The organism is Microvirga vignae, assembly GCF_001017175.1.
Taxonomy (GTDB): Bacteria; Pseudomonadota; Alphaproteobacteria; order Rhizobiales; family Beijerinckiaceae; genus Microvirga; species Microvirga vignae.
Window position 1 is genome coordinate 1 of the sequence record NZ_LCYG01000133.1, and the last position, 2,566, is coordinate 2,566.

Consider the following 2,566-nt stretch of genomic DNA (forward strand, 5'->3'; position numbering starts at 1 on the left):
GAGCCTTGTCGGTTGGGCATAACCCCAATGGGTCATTCAGTAGGATGCGCGGTCGCCCATGGGGCGCTCGCGATTCTCACAGAGGACGGATTCTTAGACGACGTCATCGTCGTGACCGAGACGTGCCAGTCCGTCAACGACTACGGCTGGTGCCGGCTGCACGCTTTTGACCTGGCGGACGTGCAGCTGTTCCTGGTGAAAGCCAAGAACCATTTCCGGGCCTCGTTCGCCGAGCATTGCAGCCAGATCATCGACATCGAATCGCCGGGCCCCTCCCCGTCGGACCTGCGCACGATCCCCTTCGTCCACGTTCCCCAGTCGTACCTGACCTGAACCGCGGCGCGACAGCGCGACCCAGCCGAATCCGTTTCAACCCTAGCCTCCACCAAGGCATCCTGAAGGAACTTCACATCATGAACGAGCCGATCACCAGCAAGGGCCAAGTCTACGACACCTCGAGCATCCGTGCCCTCGACCTGTCGCATCACATGCATCCCTTCGCAGACCAGCAGGAACTCGTTTCCGAGGGTGGCGTGCGCGTCATCACACGCGGCGAAGGCGTCTATCTGTGGGACAGCGAGGGCGAGCGGCTGCTTGACGGCATGGGCGGCCTGTGGTGCATCAACATCGGCTACGGCCGCAAGGAACTTGTGGAAGCGGCGGCGCGGCAGATGGAAGAGCTGCCCTACTACAACACCTTCTTCAAGACCACGACGCCGGTGGCCGCCGAACTGGCGGCCGAGATCGCCTCGATCAGCCCCAACGGCCTCGACCGCATATTCTACTCAAATTCCGGTTCCGAGGCCAACGACACCAACATCCGTCTTGCCCGCCTCTACTGGACACGCCTCGGCAGGCCCGAGCGCAAGGCGATCATCTCGCGTCACAACGCCTATCACGGCAGCTCGATCGGTTCCGGCTCGCTGACAGGGTTCGATGATATGCACGATATTGCGGGCGTGCCGATCGCCGACGTCCACCACGCGCCGGCGCCGTTCTGGTGGCGCGACGGCCGCGGCCAGACGGTCGAGGAACATTGCGCGTGGGCGCTTGACCGGCTGGAGGAGACGATCCTTCACGTCGGACCGGAGAACGTTGCCGCCTTCATCGGCGAGCCCGTGCAGGGGGCCGGCGGCGTGCTGACCCCACCTCCGGGCTACTGGCAGGGCGTGCAGGAGATCTGCCGCAGGTACGACATCCTGTTGATCTGCGACGAGGTGATCTGCGGCTTCGGCCGCACCGGGCAGTGGTTCGGTTCCCAGACCTACGCGATCGAACCCGACATCATCACCACCGCGAAAGGCCTGTCGTCGGGCTACCTGCCGATCTCTGCCTCCGTCTTCGGGGGCCGGGTGGCAAGCGTCCTGATGGACAAGCCCGGCCGCATGAACCACGGATATACATGTTCGGGCCACCCCGTGGCGGCTGCCGTCGCGCTCGAGAACATCCGCATCCTAAAGCGCGAGCGGATCGTCGAGCGCGTGGGCGAAGAGATCGGCCCCTACTTCCAGGCGAGGCTGCGGGAACTGCTCGACCACCCGCTGGTGGGCGAGGTGCGCGGCGTCGGCCTGATGGCTGCCGTCGAACTGACGCGGGACAAGGAGGGGCGCACGCCGATCGAACCGGTCTCGAGCTTGGCAACCTCCGTGCGCAATCTCTGCTTCAAGACCGGCCTGACCACCCGCGCTGTGCGAGACAGCCTGGTCTTCTCGCCGCCGCTCGTCATCTCGAAGGACGAGATCGACTGGCTCGTGAAGCGCCTGCGCGACAATCTCAACCAGTTCGTCGGATAAACCTTCCGGGGCGGACCGTCCGTCAGGCGGTCCACCCGCTCGCGAAAGGCTGGAAGGCCAGGCGTCCGAGCTTCCTGCGAGAGCCCACGCGGCGCCCCTGTAAGGCGGTCGCGCGCGACCTCGGTATTCCGGAAGGCTCCTTACGGTTCCGGCACTTCCCGGTGCACAAGCCGAGGCAGCCGCGACTTGTGGGAATTACGATCGAAATCTAGATGCCGTAATGGGCCTGCCGCTCACGCAGTAGCGGCGCGGGGTGGCTGTCCCTCAGAGTGATGGTGTTGAAACGGGGTCCGAGCGGATCGGCCCCAAGCATCGTGAGGGACAGCCATGGACTATTATGCCGGGATTGACGTGTCTTTGGAACTGAGCAGCGTCTGCATTCTCGATGCCACAGGACAGATCATCCGCGAGGCGAAGGTCACCAGCGAGCCGGAGACGCTCGCCACCTTTCTCGCCAGCCTGAACCTACCGCTCACCCGCGTTGGCCTCGAAGCCGGCCCTCTGTCGCAGTGGCTGCATGCGGGCTTGCAGAAGGCCGGTTATGACACCGTGCTGCTTGAGACCCGGCATGTGAAGGCGGCGCTCTCGGCCATGATTGTCAAAACCGACCGCCGCGACGCCCGCGGCATCGCCCAGCTGCTGCGCATGGGCTGGTTCCGGCCCGTCCACTGCAAGTCGCCGCCGGCCCAGGAGGTGCGGGCGCTGCTCATGGCCCGCAAGCAGCTACAAGCCAAGATGCCAGGCGTCAGTGCGCTGATTGCGGTGACCTTCAC

Annotated in this window: 3 protein-coding genes; all 3 read left to right on the forward strand. The window is 64.7% G+C overall.

Annotated elements, in window-relative coordinates; all coding sequences use genetic code 11:
- Nucleotides 1–333: MlrC C-terminal domain-containing protein (locus tag AA309_RS30390; RefSeq protein ID WP_047192764.1), on the forward strand; the 333-nt coding region annotated here is incomplete at its 5' end.
- Between the two features lie 80 nt (nt 334–413).
- Entirely contained in the window at nt 414–1,793 is a 1,380-nt protein-coding gene (locus AA309_RS30395) for an aminotransferase (RefSeq protein ID WP_047192765.1), read from the forward strand.
- Between the two features lie 327 nt (nt 1,794–2,120).
- Nucleotides 2,121–2,566: IS110 family transposase (locus tag AA309_RS30400; RefSeq protein WP_047192766.1), on the forward strand; the 446-nt coding region annotated here is incomplete at its 3' end.